Annotated in this window: 18 protein-coding genes, 1 tRNA gene and 1 pseudogene; 14 read left to right on the top strand and 6 right to left on the bottom strand. The window is 64.5% G+C overall.

From position 1 onward, the window contains the following. Positions 1 to 1033 (bottom strand): annotated as a pseudogene (locus PY310_RS20435) (pyruvate dehydrogenase (acetyl-transferring), homodimeric type); the annotation flags it as partial. Positions 1034 to 1430: 397 nt separating this feature from the next. Between PY310_RS20435 and PY310_RS20430 the strand changes: the two are divergent. The 7 genes from PY310_RS20430 to PY310_RS20400 all read left to right on the top strand — a co-directional run bounded on the left by PY310_RS20430 (position 1431) and on the right by PY310_RS20400 (position 6480). After that, positions 1431 to 1850 carry a DUF3052 domain-containing protein gene (locus PY310_RS20430; RefSeq protein WP_275216423.1) on the top strand — a complete coding sequence of 140 codons (420 nt, stop codon included), beginning with the start codon at positions 1431 to 1433 and terminating at the stop codon, positions 1848 to 1850. Further along, positions 1847 to 2341: a peroxiredoxin gene (locus PY310_RS20425; RefSeq protein ID WP_275216422.1), complete on the top strand. Its 495-nt coding sequence runs from the start codon at positions 1847 to 1849 to the stop codon at positions 2339 to 2341. Before PY310_RS20430 ends, PY310_RS20425 begins: the two co-directional genes overlap by 4 nt. Before the next feature lie 7 nt (positions 2342 to 2348). Next, entirely contained in the window at positions 2349 to 3275 is a 927-nt protein-coding gene (locus tag PY310_RS20420; RefSeq protein WP_275216425.1) for an NAD-dependent protein deacetylase, read from the top strand. A 107-nt stretch (positions 3276 to 3382) separates the two neighbouring features. Next, a tRNA-Val gene (locus PY310_RS20415) sits at positions 3383 to 3455 on the top strand. 158 nt (positions 3456 to 3613) lie between these two features. Next, positions 3614 to 3904 (top strand): hypothetical protein, encoded by a 291-nt coding sequence (locus PY310_RS20410; RefSeq protein WP_275216421.1) that lies wholly within the window; start codon positions 3614 to 3616, stop codon positions 3902 to 3904. A 270-nt stretch (positions 3905 to 4174) separates the two neighbouring features. Continuing rightward, on the top strand, positions 4175 to 4972 hold the full coding sequence (locus PY310_RS20405; RefSeq protein ID WP_275216420.1) for an IclR family transcriptional regulator: 798 nt from the start codon (positions 4175 to 4177) through the stop codon (positions 4970 to 4972). A 158-nt stretch (positions 4973 to 5130) separates the two neighbouring features. Further along, positions 5131 to 6480 (top strand): MFS transporter, encoded by a 1350-nt coding sequence (locus PY310_RS20400; RefSeq protein WP_275216419.1) that lies wholly within the window; start codon positions 5131 to 5133, stop codon positions 6478 to 6480. Positions 6481 to 6714: 234 nt separating this feature from the next. On the opposite strand, the gene PY310_RS20395 is transcribed toward PY310_RS20400, so the two are convergent. Then, positions 6715 to 7779: a D-2-hydroxyacid dehydrogenase gene (locus PY310_RS20395; RefSeq protein WP_320535830.1), complete on the bottom strand. Its 1065-nt coding sequence runs from the start codon at positions 7777 to 7779 to the stop codon at positions 6715 to 6717. A 73-nt stretch (positions 7780 to 7852) separates the two neighbouring features. Here PY310_RS20395 and PY310_RS20390 point away from each other — a divergent pair, with 73 nt between their 5' ends. From PY310_RS20390 to PY310_RS20380, 3 genes are read left to right on the top strand one after another with little or no spacing between them, the layout of a single operon-like run. Continuing rightward, on the top strand, positions 7853 to 8779 hold the full coding sequence (locus tag PY310_RS20390) for an NAD(P)-dependent oxidoreductase (protein WP_275216416.1): 927 nt from the start codon (positions 7853 to 7855) through the stop codon (positions 8777 to 8779). Next, positions 8776 to 9546, top strand: coding sequence for an SDR family oxidoreductase (locus PY310_RS20385; RefSeq protein WP_275216414.1), 771 nt, complete (start codon positions 8776 to 8778; stop codon positions 9544 to 9546). Before PY310_RS20390 ends, PY310_RS20385 begins: the two co-directional genes overlap by 4 nt. A 14-nt stretch (positions 9547 to 9560) precedes the next feature. Beyond that, on the top strand, positions 9561 to 10727 hold the full coding sequence (locus PY310_RS20380; RefSeq protein WP_275216412.1) for an L-idonate 5-dehydrogenase: 1167 nt from the start codon (positions 9561 to 9563) through the stop codon (positions 10725 to 10727). Between the two features lie 103 nt (positions 10728 to 10830). Here the strand turns inward: PY310_RS20380 and PY310_RS20375 are convergent, their stop codons facing one another. After that, the gene (locus tag PY310_RS20375) at positions 10831 to 11559 is read right to left on the bottom strand and encodes a FadR/GntR family transcriptional regulator (protein WP_275216410.1); all 729 of its coding nucleotides are present in this window, start codon (positions 11557 to 11559) and stop codon (positions 10831 to 10833) included. Positions 11560 to 11732: 173 nt separating this feature from the next. Between PY310_RS20375 and gndA the strand changes: the two genes are divergently transcribed. Further along, positions 11733 to 13169, top strand: coding sequence for an NADP-dependent phosphogluconate dehydrogenase (gene gndA / locus PY310_RS20370; protein WP_275216408.1), 1437 nt, complete (start codon positions 11733 to 11735; stop codon positions 13167 to 13169). 176 nt (positions 13170 to 13345) lie between these two features. Beyond that, positions 13346 to 14200 (top strand): oxidoreductase, encoded by an 855-nt coding sequence (locus tag PY310_RS20365; protein ID WP_275216407.1) that lies wholly within the window; start codon positions 13346 to 13348, stop codon positions 14198 to 14200. Between the two features lie 3 nt (positions 14201 to 14203). Here PY310_RS20365 and epsC read toward each other — a convergent pair whose 3' ends face one another. From epsC to msrA, 3 genes are all read right to left on the bottom strand, one after another. Beyond that, positions 14204 to 14788: a serine O-acetyltransferase EpsC gene (gene epsC, locus PY310_RS20360; RefSeq protein ID WP_275216406.1), complete on the bottom strand. Its 585-nt coding sequence runs from the start codon at positions 14786 to 14788 to the stop codon at positions 14204 to 14206. Positions 14789 to 14827: 39 nt separating this feature from the next. Beyond that, positions 14828 to 15763 carry a cysteine synthase A gene (cysK, locus tag PY310_RS20355; protein ID WP_275216405.1) on the bottom strand — a complete coding sequence of 312 codons (936 nt, stop codon included), beginning with the start codon at positions 15761 to 15763 and terminating at the stop codon, positions 14828 to 14830. 65 nt (positions 15764 to 15828) lie between these two features. Next, entirely contained in the window at positions 15829 to 16353 is a 525-nt protein-coding gene (msrA, locus tag PY310_RS20350; protein WP_275216403.1) for a peptide-methionine (S)-S-oxide reductase MsrA, read from the bottom strand. A gap of 99 nt (positions 16354 to 16452) precedes the next feature. Here msrA and PY310_RS20345 point away from each other — a divergent pair, with 99 nt between their 5' ends. Beyond that, positions 16453 to 17376, top strand: coding sequence for a Nif3-like dinuclear metal center hexameric protein (locus tag PY310_RS20345; RefSeq protein WP_275216402.1), 924 nt, complete (start codon positions 16453 to 16455; stop codon positions 17374 to 17376). 62 nt (positions 17377 to 17438) lie between these two features. Continuing rightward, positions 17439 to 18194, top strand: coding sequence for a zinc ribbon domain-containing protein (locus tag PY310_RS20340; RefSeq protein WP_275216401.1), 756 nt, complete (start codon positions 17439 to 17441; stop codon positions 18192 to 18194). Positions 18195 to 18380 lie beyond the last annotated feature (186 nt).

The following is an 18380-nucleotide window of genomic DNA, read 5'->3' as shown; positions in this document are numbered from 1 at the left end:
AGTCCCCGTCGACGGTCTCGTTCATGACCTTCACGAGCGACCCGTCGGTGTCCTTGGCGAGCAGGTCATCCCACTCCCGGCCCCAGACCACCTTGATCACGTTCCAGCCCGCGCCGCGGAAGAACGCTTCGAGTTCCTGCATGATCTTGCCGTTGCCGCGCACCGGCCCGTCCAGGCGCTGGAGGTTGCAGTTAATGACGAAGTTCAGGTTGTCCAGGTTCTCGTTCGCGGCGAGCTGGAGCAGGCCGCGGGACTCGGGCTCATCCATTTCCCCGTCGCCCAGGAACGCCCAGACCTGCTGGTCCGAAGTGTCCTTCAGCCCGCGGTTATGCAGGTAGCGGTTGGACTGGGCCTGGTAGATCGCGTTCATCGGGCCGATGCCCATCGAGACCGTGGGGAATTCCCAGAACTCCGGCATCAGCCGCGGGTGCGGGTAGGAGGACAGCGCATGGCCTTGTTTGGATTTCTCCTGGCGGAAGCCGTCCATGTCTTCCTCGGTCAGCCGGCCTTCCATAAAGGCTCGGGCGTACATCCCCGGGGACGCGTGGCCCTGGAAGAAGACCTGGTCACCGCCGCCGGGGTGGTCCTTGCCGCGGAAGAAGTGGTTGAAGCCCACCTCGTACAGCGTCGCGGCGCCGGCGTACGTGGAAATATGCCCGCCGACCCCGATGTTCGCCCGCTGCGCCCGGTGCACCATGATCGCGGCGTTCCACCGCATGTACGCCCGGTACCGGCGCTCGTATTCCTCGTTACCGGGGAACGGCGCTTCCTGGTCCACGGGAATGGTGTTCACATAATCCGTGGTCGTCACCATCGGAACGCCCACGCTTTGCGCACCCGCACGCTGCAGCAGACTCCGCATGATGTATTGGGCACGCTCAGTGCCCTGTTCCCTGATCAGCGCGTCCAGGGACTCAACCCATTCGGCGGTCTCTTCCGGATCACGATCAGGCAGCTGGTTAGTCAACCCGCTGAGGATATGGGAGGTATCTTCTCCTGCAGCCACGTCCAACCTCTCTTTGCGCGCATGCATCGGCGCCCTCACGCCGGGCAGGGTGACTGTCCGGGATGACTGCGACGTGTGCGACGTATCGGTTACAACAGCCCGGTCATGTGCGCCGGGCAGGGTCCTATCACGCCTATGTCTGCATTCAATTCCTGGCGGTCGCCCCGCAGGCATAGTTGTCACCAGCCACTCTAGCTCTGACTTCAGCACGATGCGTAGCCGCGTCCGTGGCGCCGCAGTTGTATTTCGCCGTCATACTGGTTGTGTGACGAAAGCCCCTGCAACGCAGGCCGGAAGCCCGTGATGTGACGCAGAATATGGTGGATCGCGGGGTGGACAGCTTGAAGCGCGGGCACAAAGGGTGTTGGCTTGGGGTAATGGAAATCACTATGCAAATTGCAGGTATTAGGTATTGGAGGAACACGTGAGCGAGGCCGACGCCGCCACTTCGGTAAATGTGGCGGAAAAATTGGGTTTCAAAAGCGGGGATCTGATTCAGGAGTTCGGCTACGACGATGATGTCGATTTCGACTTGCGTGATGATATTGAGGACCTCACGGGGTCCGAACTCCTCGATGAAGACGACCATGACGTTGTAGATGCTGTCATTTTTTGGTGGCGGGACGGCGACGGGGATCTGGTGGATACCCTCATGGATTCGCTGACCACATTGAGTGAAGGCGGCGTGGTGTGGGTGTTGACACCTAAGTCCGGACGTCCGGGCTATGTGTCCCCGGCGGAAATCCAGGAGGCTGCGCCCACAGCCGGCCTGCACCTGACAACGTCGGCGGGTGTCTCCAAGGACTGGAGCGCAACCCGCCTGGTCAGCAAGAAGAATAAGTGACGCCGGCACTTTCCCTGGCCCCCGGGCCCGTCCCGGCGGTGGGGGAGACCGCCCCGGATTTCGAACTGGTGAACCAGTTCGGCGAGCCCGTGAAGCTGTCATCGTTCCGCGGACAGAACGTGGTCCTGGTGTTCTACCCCTTCGCGTTCTCCGGGATCTGCACGGGAGAGCTCTGCGAAATCCGGGACAACCTGGCGGTCTTCGAAGATGCCCGGGCCACCGTCCTGGCCGTCTCAGTGGACAGCAAGTTCAGCTTGCGGGCTTACGCCGAAAAGGAAGCCTACGGCTTCGATCTGCTGGCTGATTTTTGGCCGCACGGGGCAGTGGCAAGCACCTATGGGGTCTTCGACACTGAGACCGGGATGGCCAAGCGCGGCACCTTCATCATTGATGCAGCCGGAACCATCCGTTACGTTGTGGTGAATCCGCGCGGACAGGCCCGTGAGCTTTCCGAGTACCGCGACGTCCTGGCGGGCCTGGACCAGGCCTGAGGCCACAATGAACCAGCGGCAGCGGGGTGTTGGCGTGGGCCTGACGGGCTTCGCCAGCCTTCCCGCTGCCCGGCCTGCCCTGCTGCCGGCTGAACAGTTGCGGGAGTTGGAAAGTGTCCGGGCACTGCTGTCCGGCCGGCGCCTGGCGCTGCTGACCGGTGCCGGGCTGAGCACGGATTCGGGCATTCCGGATTACCGCGGCCCGGACGCCGTCCCCCGTTCTCCGATGACCTATCAGGAGTTTGTTCGCGATCCGGCCAACCGGCAGCGGTACTGGGCGCGGAACCATATTGGCTGGTCGCATTTACGCCACGCGGATCCCAACCAGGGGCACCACGCCGTGGCGCAACTCGAGCGGCGGGGTCTGTTGAGCGGACTCATCACGCAGAATGTGGACCGGCTCCACGAAGAGGCGGGCAGCACCAACGTGATCGACCTTCACGGCCGCTTTGACCAGGTGGTCTGCCTGGACTGCCGGCGGACCTACACCAGGGGGCTGCTGGCCGGAGTGTTGACAGAGCTGAACCCGGAATTCCTGGCGCGTGCCACCGAAACCGGCCTCGTGGAGATGGCGCCCGATGCCGATGCAACCGTGGATGATTCAGCGCTGATCAGCAGCTTTGTTGTTGCGGCCTGCCCCGCCTGCGGCGGAACACTCAAGCCCGATTTTGTATATTTCGGCGAGAATGTCCCCAAGGAGCGGGTAGAGGCCGCCTACGCGATGGTGGACGAGGCGGCCGCCCTTCTGGTTGCCGGGTCTTCACTCACCGTGATGAGCGGGCTGCGGTTCGTCCGTCATGCGGCCAAGGACGGCAAACCGGTGGTGATCATCAACCGCGGTGAGACCCGCGGCGATCCCCAGGCGACCATCAAGGTCCATGCGGGTGTCGGCGAGTCACTGACGTGGCTTGCCGCCGAACTTCCCGACCTCTGACTTAGGGGCATGAGCCGCTGCCGGGCGCGGATTGGCTTTTGCTCCTGCACATCAGGTAGAGTTTATGTTCGTTGGTTGACGCGCTGAAGTGCGAAAACTAACCATTTGGGTCTTTAGCTCAGCTGGTAGAGCGCCACGTTTACACCGTGGATGTCATCGGTTCGATCCCGGTAGGACCCACACGTAGAGCCCCGTTTGTTCCAAGACCTCATGGTCCGGGAACGGCGGGGTTTTTTGTTTCCCCGCCGCGTCTAAGAGGGACGCCGCCAAGGGGGACACAGCCAAGAGGGACGGCGTCCGAGGGCTGATTGTCGGTGCCTCCGCCTAGTGTTCCCGCCATGGAATATGTGGTGGTGAAGACGTCGCGGGAAGGAATCCCGACGGCGGTCGTCCGGGGAGGCAGGGAATGGGCCGTGGCTGCCGAAACGGTGCGGTGGTTCGAGCGGGTGAGCTGGTGGGAGGATCAGCGGCGAATGCCCAAGGGGCTGGGCCGCGTCGATGTGGAGGTGCTCCAGATCCAGGTGAGACTGGGCAGCAACCTGCGGTCGGCGCTCACCACCATGGTGCTGGAACGCGATGGCCTCGGCGGTGGGTGGCGGCTGCGCGAAGCTGAGGCTGATGCAGCCTGAGGCATCCGGCGGCCACGGACGCATCCGGCGGGCATTGGAAAACCCTCCACCGCGACTATTGGGGGATGCCGCGGTGGAGGGTCTGAAATGAATATACAGTGAACTGCCGGAAACAAACAATTGCTTCCACTCCGTGTCGCGAGGCGGTGCCGCGGCCTGATCCTGTGAGGTTCTGCGCTGAACCACAGCCCAGCCATTATGATGGTTACTGTTCAGCTGAATGAACAACAGTACCCAAAGTGCTCCCAGCGTGCCGATCGAAGGAGAATCATGGCCGATTCCCGCACCCCCCGCTCCTCCGACGGCCTGGGGAGCGCCTCGCCGGCGCCGGCAGTCACCCGCGCCGCCGCAGTCATGGACGCCCTGGCAGCCTCAGCCACCGGCAGGCTGACGCTTAGTGACCTGGCCCGCGAGCTGGGAATCCCCAAATCATCCACCTCCAACCTGTTGTTGGCCCTGGAGGAGGCCCGGCTCATCAGCCGCCACGGCGCGGAGTTCACTCTGGGCCGGAAACTCGTGGAGCTCGGTGCCGCCTACCTGAGCCGTTTGGATGAAGTGCAGGAGTTTTACCGGTTCTGCGAACAAGCACCAACGCTCTCGGGGGAGACCGTCCGCATTGCCATGCTGGACGGTACGAACGTCATTTATCTGGCCCGGTATGAGGGGCACCCGGCGGTGCGGCTGACCTCAAATATCGGCGACAAAATGCCCGTCTCGCTGTGTGCCGTAGGTAAGGCCCTGATTGCCCGCCTCCATGACCATGACATTGAAGCAATGTTTCCCGATCAGGCCGAGCTGCCGGTACTCACCCCCAAATCTTTGCGTACGGGGGCGGAATTGAAGGCCCAGCTGCGCGAGATCAGGGCACAGGGCTATGCCTTCGAGGATGAGGAGTCCACCACCGGCGTTGTGTGTCTGGCAGTATCCGTCCCCACTCGCGGCGCCCACGGGCCAAGCCTTGGCCTGTCGGTCACTGCCCTCAAGGCGACGTACTCCGAAGAGCAGGGGTCGCAGATGGTCAAGGAGCTGAAAGAGCTGGCCCGGTCTTTGGGCAATCCCATGGGCTAGAAACGTCCACAGGCCGCTTGGCGGTAACGAAATCGGGGCAGGGCTCTTGCCAGCTGTTCAACTTGCTGTACTCTGTTCAATATAGTGATCTACACAACAGGCGATTTCGCTATCCCACCAGGCCAACGGGGGTCTGGAGTGTTCTTGAGGGAGTTCTTGTGACAACTCGTACTAATTCACCGTTGGCTGACGTGGACGGCGCCACCGTCGATCCTGAGCAGCTGCGAAGGGCAACTCTTGCCAGCTCAGTAGGCTCCGCCTTGGAGTACTACGACTTCTACATTTACGGCCTGGCGTCCGCGCTCATCTTCGGTCCGCTGTTCTTCTCCCCGCTGGGCGAGAGCGGCGCAGTGATCGCTTCCTTCGCCACTTACGGCGTGGGCTTTGCCGCCCGGCCGTTCGGCGGCGTCGTTTTCGGATACATCGGCGACCGCTTCGGCAGGAAGATGGTCCTGATCCTGACCATCGGGCTGATGGGCATGGCGAGTTTTGCCATCGGACTCCTGCCCACCTTTGAGCAGGCCGGCATGCTCGGAGCAGTCCTGCTCGTGGCGCTGCGCATCCTGCAGGGTCTGGGTGCGGGGGCGGAGCAGGCCGGCGCCACCACCTTGATCTCGGAAGTGGCACCGCGGCGCCGCCGTGGTTTCTTCGCCTCGCTGCCGTTTGTCGGCATTCAGCTCGGCACGCTGCTCGGTGCCGGCACCTTCGCCCTGATGGCGCTTGCGGACAAGGAAGTGCTGCAGGGCTGGCTCTGGCGCGTGCCGTTCCTGGCCAGCGTCATCCTGATCGTCATTGCGGTGTTCATCAGGCTCCGGCTCAAGGAGACCCCGGTCTTCCAGGAGCTTGAAAAGCACAAAGCCGTGGTCAAGAACCCCGTTAGCCAGATCTGGAAGCACTCGAAGAAGAATGTGCTCATTGGCATCGGACTGCGCATGGGCGAAAACGGCAACTCATCCATCTACTCCGCTTTGTTGGTGTCCTTCATCAGCATGCCGGCAGGCATTTTCGCGGGCGACAAGTTCATAGGTCCCACGGGCCTGCTCATTGCCGCCGGATTCGCGGCGGTCATGGTGGTCACCTTCGGAGCCCTCTCTGACCGTTTCGGGCGGGTGCCCGTCTACCGCTACGGCGCCCTGTTCCAGGCCGTCATCGCCCTGCCGGCCTTTTACCTGGTCACCCTGGGCAGCGTCACCCTCGTCTGGGTGGTCATGGTGGTGGGCATCGCCCTCGGGGTTCAGTCCATGCTTGGCCCGCAGTGCGCCCTGTTGCCCGAACTCTTCGGCTCCCAGCACCGCTTCACGGGCGTAGCGCTCAGCCGTGAACTTTCGGCCGTGCTCGCCGGCGGCTTTGCTCCCATGATCGGCGTTGCCCTTCTGGCGGCCACGGGCCACTCCTGGCTGGTCCCCGCGATCTATTCGCTGGTCCTGGCCCTGATTTCCTTCGGCACAACGTTCTTCACCCCGGAGACCAATGGCCGCGACCTGGTCCTCGTGGAGGACGCCAGCTAGTCGAACCTCTGGACGCGAACCGCAGGCGGCCTCCCCGGTAAGGGAGGCCGCCTGCGGTTGTTGTGGGGGCCTGCCGGACCAGCGACGTTGGAACCGGGCCCGGAGTAGCGACACTGGAACCAGGCCCGGCGTCCGGCCGGACAACGGGAAGAGCCCCTGCCGGGATCCCTTGAGCCAGGATTCCAGCGGGGGCTCTCTACGCAGCTCTTATGGTGCGTGCGGGGGCGGTTCCCGTCAGTAGAAGTGGACCGGGTCCACCAGGTGCGGGAGGTCGCCGCCGTCGAGGAATGTGCGAAGGTTGCTGCAGAAACGCTCGGTGATCAGGCGGTTTTCCGCCGCACTGAGCGCGGAAGTATGCGGTGATACCAGCACCTTCGGGTGCTCCCACAGCGGGCTGTCCTGGGGGAGGGGTTCTACGGCAAAGACGTCCAGGCATGCATAGGAGACCTGGCCGTTGTTGAGTGCTTCCAGGAGGGCCTCTTCGTCCACCACGGTGCCGCGGCCAACGTTCACAAACACCGTCCCGGGCTTCATCGCTGCAAACGCATCGCGGTTGAACAGCTTCTCCGTGAACGGCGTACCGGGCAAGGTGTTCACCACGGCATCGGCAGTGGCCAGGAGCCGGGCAAGCCCGTCGTTGCCAGCAACGTGTTCGATCCCCTCGATGGGTTCCACAGTGCGCTTGGTGCCGCTGACCTTCATGCCCAGGGCCCGTGCAATGCGGGCCGTCTCAAGTCCGATCTCACCAAGGCCCGTAACAACCAGCGTTGATCCGCTGACCAGCCTGGTGGGAGTCCTGAGTTCAGGCCACACCTTGGCGGCCTGGTCCTGGACCAGCTCGGCGCTGCGCTTGAAGCCGTTGAGGATTCCCAGCGCGGCGAATTCTGCCAGCGGCAGGGCGTGAACCCCGGCCGAGGTGGTTACCTTGAACTTGCTGAGGGTTTCCGGATCCAGCCCCGAAGCCTTGACCGCGCCGCCGGCGCCGGCCGCCATGGCGTGCACCCACTGCAGCCGCGGGTTCTCGCGTGCAATGCGCGCCAGGCCTGCCGGGCTTTCGTTTGGCAGGCCGTACAGGACCTGCGCCTTGCTGAGCATGTCCCAATACTGCTCTTCCTGAGCGGGCGTCCGCTTGAAATCCGGATCCCCGGAGTGGTCAGCAGGAAAACGCTCCGGGGGAAGGAGGTCAGGCTCGTAGAGCACGGTGACAGAAGGGTCTACTGCGCGGATGCGGTCCACGAGCTCAGCTTCGAGCGGGACGGCAATCGCGACGGTCGTTTGAGTCGTCATAGTGTTCATCATACTGAATAGCGGCTAGGATATTGGACAGATGTCCCTACATTAACCACACAACGATGTGAGTCGAGGCCTATTGATGGATGACAAACGAGCGGGCTTTGTGGGCCTGGGACTGATGGGGCTGCCCATGGCGGAGAATCTGCTTCGCGCCGGGTGGGACGTCACCGCCTGGAACCGTTCCGCCGGACCCCTGCAGCACTTCGTGGCGGCCGGCGGCCGCCAGGCGCCGAGCGTTGCGGCACTGCGTGACTTGCCGGTCATCGCTTTTATGCTGCCGGACCTGTCCTTCATCGAAGAGGCAGCGGAGGATCTCCTGGCACGCTGGGCCGAAATTCCGCCGGCGCCCGGTACGTCATTGGTGGTCATGAGCTCTGTTTCACCTGCAAAAGTCAAGGACTTCGGCAACCGGGTGGCAGGGGCAACTCAGGGCCGGGCCGTGGTGGTGGACGCGCCGGTCAGCGGCGGAACACAGGGGGCAGCCGACGGTACCCTGGCCATCATGGCGGGCGGGTCCCCCGGGGACTTCCAGCGCCTCGGATCCTTCTTTGCCGCGATGGGAACCACGGTCCGGCACATGGGCCCCTTGGGTTCAGGGTCGCTGGCCAAGGCGTGCAACCAACTGATCGTGGGAACCACGACGGCGGCCCTCGCCGAGGCCGCGGAACTCGCTGAACGTTCGGGCATGGACCCGGCGGCACTCTTCGAGGTACTGGCCGGCGGCCTGGCGGGCAGCCGCGTACTGGAAAACGTGGGGCCGCGGCTGGTGCGGAAGGACTACACGCCCACAGGTCCGGCCAAATTCATGCACAAGGATCTGTCCTTCGTGCTCGACTCGGCCAGGGCGGCCGGCTCCGCGGCACCGATGGCGAGTGCCGGCGTCGAACTTTACGCCGAACTCAAGCGTCAGGGCCTGGGCGACCAGGACCTGGCTGTTGTCCGGCAGGCCATTTCACAACTCAGCGACGCAGCGGGCGGCGCCATGAAAGGGATAGTTTCAGCATGAGTTCACTTTTTGATCTGACGGGGCGGGTTGCTTTGGTGACAGGCTCGAGCCGGGGGATTGGTCATGCCTTGGCGAGGGCGCTGGCCGAGGCCGGTGCCACGGTGGTGTTGAACGGCCTTAACGCGGAGCGGTTGAAGGCCGCGGAGGTGGCGTTGGCGGCCGATTTTGCGCCGGGGCGGATCCACAGCGTGGCGTTTGACGTCACCAGTGATGCGGAGGCTGCCCGGGGCGTGGCCTGGGTGGAGGAGCAGGTGGGGCCGCTGGGGATCCTGGTGAATAACGCCGGAATCCAGCACCGGGTGCCGATGCTGGAGCTGGATGTCGCGGACTGGGAGCGGGTAATCGCCACGGACCTGACGAGCGCGTTCCTGGTGGGCCGGGAAGCGGCCCGGCATATGATTCCGCGCGGGCGGGGCAAGATCATCAATATTTGTTCCGTGCAGACGGACCTGGCGCGGCCCACGATCGCTCCGTATGTGGCGGCGAAGGGCGGGTTGCGGAACCTGACCCGGGCCATGACGGCTGAGTGGGCCGGGTCCGGGCTGCAGATCAACGGGATCGCGCCCGGCTATATCCATACGGAGATGACCCAGAACCTGGTGGATGATGAGCAGTTCAACGCCTGGATCCTGGGCCGGACCCCGGCGGCGCGGTGGGGGACAGTGCAGGACCTCGCGGGCCCGGCGGTGTGGCTGGCCTCGGCGGGGTCGGACTTTGTGAACGGACAGACGATCTTTATCGACGGTGGAATGACGGTGGTGGTCTGATGAACGGGTCAGCCATGACTGAAGCAACCGGCACGGGATCCGCTGCGCCAGGATCTGCGGCGCCAGGCCCCGCGGTTCCGGTTTCTGCCCCGCCGGTTTCGGTGCCGGCGGTTTCTGCCCCGCCGGTTCTTGCCCTGCCGGAGTCGGGGCCGGCGGTGATCGCGTACGCGGCCGGGGATCTCCGGATCGAGGAGGTTCCGGTGAAGGCACCCGCCCCGCACGAGGCCGTGGTGGAGGTGGCCTACGGCGGAATTTGCGGGTCGGACCTGCATTACTGGCTGCACGGCGCCGCGGGGGAATCGATCCTGAAGGCGCCGCTGGTGCTGGGCCACGAGATTTCCGGGACCGTGGCGGTGGCCGCGGCGGACGGTACCGGCCCTGCCGCCGGGACCGCGGTGGCGGTCCACCCCGCAACGCCTGGCCCGGGAGACGGGACGGTGCGGTACCCGGCGGACCGGCCCAACCTCTCCCCGGGCTGCACCTACCTGGGCTCCGCGGCGCGGTTCCCGCACACCGACGGGGCATTCGCCCGCTTCGTAACCCTGCCCGCCCGGATGCTCCGGACGCTGCCCGCGGGAATGGATCTGCGGACCGCGGCGCTGATCGAACCGGCCAGTGTGGCCTGGCATGCCGTGGCCCGGGCCGGGAACGTGGCCGGCAAGTCCGCGCTGGTGATCGGCTCCGGGCCGATCGGTGCCTTGGCCGTTGCCGTCCTCAAGCGGGCCGGCGCCGCGCGGATCACGGCCGTGGACGTCCACCCCAAACCGCTGGAGACCGCCACAGCCGTGGGAGCGGACCAGGTCCTGCAGGCCGGGGAGGCGGACGCCATCGCGGCGGTGCAGGCCGACGTCGTCATTGAGTCTTCCGGCAGCCACCACGGCCTGGCCTCCGCCATCGCTGGCGCGGCCCGCGGCGGGACGGTGGTCATGGTCGGGCTGCTGCCGAGCGGCCCCCAGCCGGTCCTGATCTCCCTGGCCATCACCCGGGAACTGGACCTGCGTGGCTCCTTCCGGTTCAACAGCGAAATCGACGGGGTCATCGCCGCCCTGGCCGACGGCACCTTGCGCATCGACCCCGTCATCACCCACGAATACCCTCTCACCGAGGGCCTGGAAGCCTTCGCCACCGCCAAGAACTCGGCCGAATCAGGCAAAGTGCTGCTCAGCTTCCACTCCGAATAACTTCCGGCGGCCTCCCGGTATTAGCGGCTTTTCCGTTTTACCGGCGGCCCGGTGTCACCGGCAGGCCGGGGATTCCAGGGGTGGTTCCCTGCGGAATCGGAGTTCAGGGCCGGCGGACCGGTATAAAAACGCGGGGCTGATCGGTCCAGGTTCCCGAAAGCCTGGACGTGGTCCGTCGCATGATCTGCTCGGAGGCACTGCGGGCGGCTGCGGCGTCCCCGGCGGCCACGGCCTCGGCCAGGTCAATATGCCACTGCAGGGCGCCCTCGTGGGGGTGTTCCGGCATGAGGCCGTGAACGGTTCGGCCGGTAAGGGTCTCAGCCACCTGCCCCATCAGGTTGGCGAACATTTCGTTGCCGGACCCGGAAAGCAGCACCGAGTGGAACGCGATGTCCAGTTCCAGGAACCTTTGCGCTTCCCCGTTGTGCCCGGCGTCGCGCATGGCATGGGCTATGTCAACCAGCTCGGAGCGCAGCGCCGTGGGGGCGTTGTTTGCGGCAAGCTCGGCAGCGGCGGGCTCGACGGCGGAACGCAGTTCGATCAGCGACCGCAGCTGGGCGCCCCGTCCCTCACTGGAAAGCCGCCACCGGATCACCTGCGGATCGAAGGGATTCCAGCGGCTGGGCGGCAGGACACGGATACCCACGCGCTTAATGGTTTCCACCAGGCCCAGCGACTGGAGAACGCGCACGGCTTCACGGACCACGGACCGGGAAACCTTCAGCTCTTCCTCCAGCTGCTCGGCCAGCATAACGTGTCCGGTGGGGAGGTCGCCCGTGACGATTCGGGTGCCAACATTCTCGATGGCACGGTGGTGCAAGCTGGTGGACATGGTGTCAAGCCTAAACGGGGATTGGCCTGCCGCGTTCCACAAAGTGGAAGCAGCTTCCCCTCAGCACAGCGAATATATATGCTTTAATCGGATCCATCGGTTCGTGGGAGCTTGCTTCACGGCTAACACGGAGCCCTCTGCACGTCCATTGAACACAATGAATTGGAGTTTTGATGTCTGCACACATCGGTGTCACCGGCCTTGCGGTGATGGGAGCCAACCTGGCCCGCAACCTGGCACGCAACGGTTTCACGGTTGCCCTGCACAACAGGTCCGTGGAAAAGACTGACGCGCTGCTCGAAAAGCACGGTACGGACGGGAACTTCATCCGCACCGAAACACTGCAGGAACTGGTCGACTCACTGGAGAAGCCCCGCCGCGTCCTGATCATGGTCAAGGCCGGCAAGCCCGTGGACTCCGTGATCGAGCAGCTTGAACCCCTGCTGGAAGCCGGCGACATCATCATCGACGCCGGAAACTCGCACTACGAGGACACCCGCCGCCGCGAGGCCGCCCTCGCCAAGAAGGACCTGCACTTCGTGGGCGTCGGTGTCTCCGGTGGCGAAGAAGGCGCACTCAACGGACCCTCGATCATGCCTGGCGGTTCGAAGGAGTCCTACAAGGCCCTCGGCCCGCTGCTCGAGAAGATCTCCGCCAAGGTGGACGGCGAGCCCTGCTGCGCCTGGATCGGCACCGACGGCGCCGGCCACTTCGTCAAGATGGTTCACAACGGCATCGAATATGCCGACATGCAGGTGATCGGCGAGGCTTTCGACCTCCTCCGCTCCGGCGCCGGCATCGAGCCCGCCGAGCAGGCCAAGATCTTCACCGAGTGGAACAAGGGCGACCTCTCGTCGTTCCTGATCGAGATCTCCGCCGAGGTCCTGGGTCATGTCGACGCCAAGACCGGCAAGCCGTTCGTTGACGTTGTGATTGACGCCGCAGGCCAGAAGGGCACCGGCCGCTGGACGGTCATCTCCGCCCTCGAGCTCGGCTCCCCGGTCTCCGGAATCGCCGAATCCGTCTTTGCCCGTGCGCTTTCTTCCCAAACCGAGCAGCGCAAGCTTGGCCAGGAACTGCTGGCGGGAGGGGAAGCCGCCGTCGAAATCCCGGAAACCTTCGTTGAGGACGTCCGCCAGGCACTCTACGCGTCCAAGCTGGTGTCCTACGCCCAGGGCCTGGACATGCTGACCTCCTCCGCCAAGGAATACGGCTGGGACCTGAAGCTGGACGAGATCGCCTCCCTGTGGCGGGCCGGCTGCATTATCCGCGCCGAGCTGCTCAAGGACATCACCAAGGCCTACGCCGCTGAGGAGAAGCCAGCCAACCTGCTGTTCGCCCCGGCGTTCACCAAGGCCATCGCGGACGCACTGCCGGCCTGGCGCCGCGTGGTGGCCACGGCTGTCCAACTGGGCATCCCGGTACCGGTGTTCTCCTCCTCGCTCGCCTACTACGACGGCCTTCGCCGCAAGCGTGTGGCTGCCGCCCTGATTCAGGGCCAGCGCGACCTCTTCGGCGCCCACACGTACGGCCGCGTCGACTCCGCAGGCACGTTCCACACCCTCTGGGGCGAGGACAAGTCTGAAATCGAAGCAGTGGACACGCACTAGAACTGCGCTTACTGAATCACCCTGCGGCCGGCACTCCCGAAGATAGTCTGGGAGTCGCCGGCCGTTGGCGTTTCCCGGCAGCAGGTGTCCGGCCAGCAGGTGCCAGGCGAACAGGTGTCCGGCCAACAGGTGTCCGGCGAGCAGGTGCAGGTGCCAGTCCAATCAAGGAGTCCACGATGCCCAAGCCAGTCGCATTCATCACCGGAGCGTCCACCGGAATCGGGTTCGAGGCGGCCCGGACCCTGAGCGGCCACGGCTTCCTCGTGTACGCGGGAGCCCGCCGCGTGGACAGGATGGAGCCGCTGGCGGCGCTCGGCGTCCAGGTCCTGGCACTTGACGTGACGGACGAGGCCTCGATGAGTACCGCCGTCGGCCGTGTCCTGACGGAGCGCGGACGCATCGATGTGCTGGTCAACAATGCCGGGTACGGGTCCTACGGGGCGCTGGAAGACGTGGACCTGGCCGAGGGCCGGCGCCAGTTCGAGGTGAATGTCTTCGGGCTTGCCAGGATGACGCAGTTGGTCTTGCCGGGCATGCGACAGGCGGGCCAGGGGCGGATCATCAACATTTCCTCCATCGGCGGAAAGTTCTATGAGCCGCTCGGCGCCTGGTACCACGCCTCGAAGTTCGCAGTGGAGGGCCTGAGCGATTCGCTGCGGCTGGAGCTGAAGCCGCACGGGATCAGCGTGTCCATCATCGAGCCGGCAGGCACACTCTCCGAATGGGGACGGGTGGCTGCTCAGGGACTGCGTGAGGCCAGCGGCGCGGGGCCCTACGCCGCCCAGGCCCAACTGATGTCGGGCGCTTTGGCGTCCACCGGGCGAGCGGAAACCTCGACGGAGCCCGCGGTTATTGCAGCGGCGATCCTGCATGCGGCGACGTCCGCCCGGCCCCGGACGCGGTACCCGGCAGGGAGCGGAGCCCGCGCCATCCTGACGCTGCGGCGGATCCTGCCCGACCGGCTGTTCGATCCCTTGGTATTGCTGGTGCTCAAGCGCGTGGCCGGGGGAAAAACCGGGGGAGCGGTATAACGGTCAGATCCGGTATTCGATGTCGTATTCGGCGGGGTCCACCGCCGGCTTCGTCTCGCGCTGCGCGTCGCGGTGGCGCCACTTGGCGGGCACGCCGGTCACGATCGACTCCGGGGGAGCGTCCTTGACCACCACGGCGTTGGCGCCCACGGCGCTGTCCCGGCCGATGGTGATGGGTCCCAGGATCTTGGCTCCGGCACCGATGGTCACCCGGTCTTCAATGGTGGGGTGGCGTTTGACCTTGGCCAGAGACCGCCCGCCGAGCGTCACGCCATGGTAGATCATGACGTCCTCGCCGATCTCGGCAGTCTCACCGATGACCACGCCCATGCCGTGGTCGATGAAGAAGCGCCGGCCGATGGTGGCTCCGGGATGGATCTCAATGCCTGTCAGGAAACGGCCAAGCTGGCCCACCAGGCGCGCGGGGAAGCGCAGGCCGGGGGTTTGCCACAGATGATGTGTCAGCCGGTGAATCCAGATGGCATGGAGCCCTGAATAGGCGAAAAAGTTCTCAAAAGAACCTCGAGCCGCCGGGTCGTGTGACCGGGCGGCGTCGAGGTCTTCCTTCAGTCTTGCGAAAAAGCCCACGAAGTTCTTTCTACAGGAAACGGGGCGACAACGGCCGGATCAGCCGCGGATGTCGTCATAGAGCACGGTGGAGATGTAACGCTCGCCAAAGTCGCACACTACAGCAACGATCAGCTTGCCGGCGTTCTCCGGGCGCTTGGCGAGTTCCAGGGCGCCCCAGACGATGGCGCCTGAGGAGATGCCACCGAGGATGCCTTCCTTGACGCCGAGGTCGCGTGCAACCCGCACTGAATCCTCAAGGGTGGCGTCCAGGACCTCATCGTAGACGCTGGTGTCCAGCAGTTCCGGGATGAAGTTGGCTCCCAGGCCCTGGATCTTGTGGGGTCCGGGCGCGCCGCCGTTCAGGATGGCTGAATCCTTAGGTTCCACGGCTACAATCTGGACCCCGGGCTTGCGCTCCTTCAGGACCTGCCCGACGCCGGTGATGGTTCCGCCGGTGCCGATGCCGGAAATAAAGATGTCCACCTTGCCGTCGGTATCGGACCAGATTTCTTCAGCGGTGGTTTCGCGGTGGATCTGGGGGTTGGCCTCGTTGGCGAACTGCTGGGCCCAGATGGCGTTTTCGGTGTTGGCCACGATTTCCTGGGCCTTCTCCACCGCGCCCCGCATGCCCTCCGAGCCCGGGGTCAGCACAATTTCGGCACCAAACGCGCGGAGCATCACGCGACGCTCGGTGGACATGGTTTCGGGCATGGTCAGAATGACTTTGTAGCCGCGTGCCGCGCCCACCATGGCGAGGGCAATGCCCGTGTTCCCGGAGGTGCCTTCGACGATGGTGCCGCCGGGCTTGAGGGCGCCTGACTTCTCCGCGGCGTCCACGATCGCTACACCGATGCGGTCCTTGACGCTGTTTGCCGGGTTATAGAACTCAAGCTTGACCGCGACGGTGGCGTCCAGGCCTTCGCTCAGCCGGTTCAGTCGAACCAGCGGGGTGCCGCCGACCAGCTGCGTCACATCGTCATAGATCCGTGCCATGTACATACGCCTATCTGAAGAAGGATGAATACTGAGGTCAGCCTAACGAGGGGCCGCTGACGCTGCTAAGCATTAAGCCATGCAGAGTAATATTTGCGGGCCTTCGCAAGCTTGGGGTTGATGATCACCTGGCAGTAGCCCTGCTCAGGGTACTTGGCGTAGTAGTCCTGATGGATCTCCTCGGCCACGTGGAAACGTGCGAGCCTGCTGACCTCGGTGACAATCGGATGGGACCACAGTGCCTGGTTCCGCTCAATGGCTTCCTCGAAGAGGATCTTCTCCTCAGTGGTCTCGTAGAACATCGAGGAGCGGTATTGGGTGCCCACGTCGTAGCCCTGGCGGTTGAGCGTGGTGGGATCATGAAGCGCGAAGAACATGTCAAGGATGACTTCCGCCGGGATGACGGACTCGTCAAAAGTCACCGCCACAGCCTCGGCGTGGCCCGTCGTTCCACTGCAGACCGAATAGTAGTCAGGCTGCGGATCATGACCGCCCGTATACCCCGAAACAACTGAGGTGACGCCCTTGGTTTTCTGGTAGACGGCGTCCAGGCACCAGAAGCAGCCTCCGCCGAGAACAAAAGTTTTCATGACCTCTTCAATGGTTGAGCGCCCCGGATGATTCCCTGACCACCCTACGAGACTGTGGCACGTGCCGGCCAAACGGCGGGATGGGGTAAAACTGAGTCTATGGAATCTGCAGACACCGGCGTGACAGATGCGGACCGGGACAGCACCGGCTCCGGGGACAGCGCCGAGGAAGAGACGCCGCTTGCCCCCACCCTGGGCCAGGTCCTGCTGGCCGTTGAGGAACTCTGGCCTGAGTCCCTGGCCGAAAACTGGGATGAAGTGGGTCTGGTGGCGGGTCACCCCGCCGCATCCGTCAGCAAAGTGATGTTCGCCGTGGATCCCACCCTGGCGGTCATCGACGAGGCCGTGGAGTGGGGCGCCGAGCTGCTGATAACCCACCACCCCCTGCTGCTCAAAGGGGTCACATCTGTTGCCGCCACCACCGCCAAGGGCCAGGCGATCCACCGGCTCATCGAGTCAGGCACGGCACTGCTAACTGTGCATACCAACGGCGATTCCGCCGTCGGGGGTGTTTCCGATGTGCTGGCCGATGCGCTGGGACTGGAGGATGTGGCACCGCTGACTGTCGCCGCGAACGGTCTCCCCGAGGAGGGCATTGGCCGGGTGGGTGATCTTGCCGACGTCATGAGCCTGGGGGATTTCGCTGCGCGTGTCTTCGGCATCCTGCCCTCGGTAGCCGGCGGAGTCCGGGTCTCAGGCGACAAGGACGGCCTGGTGCGGCGCATCGCGGTGTGTGGTGGCGCGGGCGACTCCCTGTTCGATGAGGTGAGGGCCAGCAACGCTGATGTTTATGTCACGGCCGACCTCCGGCACCATCCGGCGTCCGAAGCCCGGGAGTCGGCGGCGAACGGCCGGCCCTATCTCATTGACGTTTCGCACTTTGCCAGTGAGTGGCTCTGGCTTCCGGCGGCCGCATCGGCCCTGGGCAACGTGCTCTCGGACCAGGGCCACGACGTGGAGATCCGCGTCAGCAACACCAACAGTGACCCGTGGGACTTCATTCTGACTCCCGGCGGGCGCTAGAGTCTAGGGAGCGCCGATCGGGTGCCCGGTTACGGCCGGCAGGATTTAAGCGGAGGTAGCAGTTGGCTAAGGCAGCACCGGCAGAACAGTTGAAGTTGCTCGAACTGCAGGGGCTGGACGCAAAGCTCAAGTCCCTGTCCAACCGCCGCCGCACCCTCAACTCTGATCCGCGGATCACCGATCTCGAGGCTGCTCTCTCTGTCGCCAACGGTGAACTTGGCGGGGCCAAGGTGGCTGTCCACGACGCCGAAGCCGAGCTGAAGCGCGCGGAGGCCGACGTCGAGCAGGTCGCCAACCGGATAGAACGGGACGAGGCCCGGCTCAACAGCGGCACAGGTCTGTCGAAGGACCTCGTGGCACTGCAGAAGGACATCGCCTCGCTCAACAAGCGCCGCTCGGACCTCGAGGACGTGGAACTCGAAGTGCTCGAACGCCTCGACTCCCTCCGGGCACGGCAGGCCGCCCAGCAGCAGATCGTTGATGACATCAAGGGCTCCTTTAGCGGCATCCGGGCCGAACTTGATGAAGCCCTGGCTGAAGTGGATGCCGAAGAGAAAGTCGTGCGGGGCCAGCGTGATGAATTCGCCGCCGGACTCGATGCCGGGATGCTGGCAATCTACGAAAAGACACTCGCCAAGCGCGGTGTGGGCGCTGCCCGGCTCTTCCACGGCACTTCCGAGGCCTCCGGAATGAAGCTGAGCCCCGGCGACCTCGCCGAAATCAAAGCCGCGGCGGAGGACGACATTGTTTTCTGCCCGGACTCCGGCGCCATCCTGGTGCGCTCGGCGGAGTGGAACACGGCCGCCCCAGCCAGCTAGTCCCAAGTAAGTAGCGCTATCTGTCGTTTTGATCGCTCAGAACGACAGATAGCGCTACCTAGTGGTCTGTCTCAGTTTTGTTTGATGGTCTCGAGGGCGACGCGGCCGCGGGCTACTTTCTTAAGGATTGAGTCTGCGGTCGCGGTCCATACCAGGGGCTTGGGTTCGGTGTTGTGGGCGGCGAGG

This window comes from Pseudarthrobacter naphthalenicus (assembly GCF_029076445.1).
GTDB classification, from domain to species: Bacteria; Actinomycetota; Actinomycetes; order Actinomycetales; family Micrococcaceae; genus Arthrobacter; species Arthrobacter naphthalenicus.
The sequence above is the reverse complement of the archived record's forward strand: the minus strand, read 5'-3'. Positions and strand labels throughout refer to the sequence as shown.